The 1,039-nt window shown below is 32.1% G+C and carries 1 protein-coding gene; it reads right to left on the reverse strand.

What is annotated here, in order from left to right; all coding sequences use genetic code 11:
• Positions 1–250: 250 nt before the first annotated feature.
• The gene (locus A8143_RS04310; protein ID WP_066756831.1) at positions 251–790 is read right to left on the reverse strand and encodes a hypothetical protein; all 540 of its coding nucleotides are present in this window, start codon (positions 788–790) and stop codon (positions 251–253) included.
• Positions 791–1,039: the final 249 nt, after the last annotated feature.

Raw genomic sequence — 1,039 nt, forward strand, 5'->3', positions numbered from 1 at the left:
GAACCGCACTTCAACATTCAACATTCATCATTCAATATTCGTTATTCAATTTTAAGTCAGAATATCGAATGCAGAACTAAGAATGCAGAAGTTTTGGGGTAATTTAAAAGCACTTCATTATTCAACATTCATCTTTCAACATTCATTATTCAATTTTAAGTAAGAATATCGAACGTAGAATTAAGAATGCAGAAGTTCTAGGGAATCAATAACCGCACTTCATTATTGATATTTAATGTCTAATTGAGATTTAATAAATACCAATTCCACCAACATCAAAACGGCCATCTCTTATCAACACCTGCTCATTATTTTTCGGGTTAATTAGTGTTAAGTTGAACGTACCGGATGCAATACGTTCTGTTAGACTGAAATAGGTTATGGTAATAGAATTTATGCCGGAAGTATCTAACTTGCAACCAGGATATTTAAAATTTTCACTACAACCATAAAAGACAGAAGTGTAAAGATCAATATCATTGCTTGTATAAGTTCCGGTTCCGTTAAAATTGAATATTGTAAAAAAAAATCGAGATGTACAATTAAAATTTTTGGTGTTGTAGGAAATCATGCCAAACACATCTTCACCAGAATTATAGCTTTTTGAAGAAAATGATGGATAATACCCCCCACCGTTTGCAATCCAAACCTGATCGTCAATTAAAAAACCAAGCGTATTTTCCCCTGTTTGGGTAGCTGGTGGTAGCGTAAGCTTTTTGTCTTTGTTTTTTTTACAACTAACAGATAATAAGACTGTTGCAATTATCATAACAAAACCTATAAGTTTCATAGGGCTAATAGTTTAGCTCAATATACTGTTGTTCAGAAGATAATGAGTGTTATTTTTGTTTAATATATGGTTAAGAATGAAATTTGGTTGTCTTTGGGTATTTTTTAAACATCGAACGCAGAACTAGGAATGCAGAAGTTATAGGGACGTAAGAACCGCACTTCAACATTCAATATTCATTATTCAATTTTAAGTCAGAATATCGAACGCAGAACTAAGAATGCAGAAGTTTTGGGGTAATTTAAAAGC

Source organism: Crocinitomix algicola (assembly GCF_001661595.2).
Lineage (GTDB): Bacteria > Bacteroidota > Bacteroidia > Flavobacteriales_D > Crocinitomicaceae > Crocinitomix > Crocinitomix algicola.

Coding starts and splice junctions, on each gene's coding strand:
- A8143_RS04310 (WP_066756831.1), bottom strand. CDS start 790: ATGAAACTTATAGGTTTTGTTATGATAATTGCAACAGTCTTATTATCT.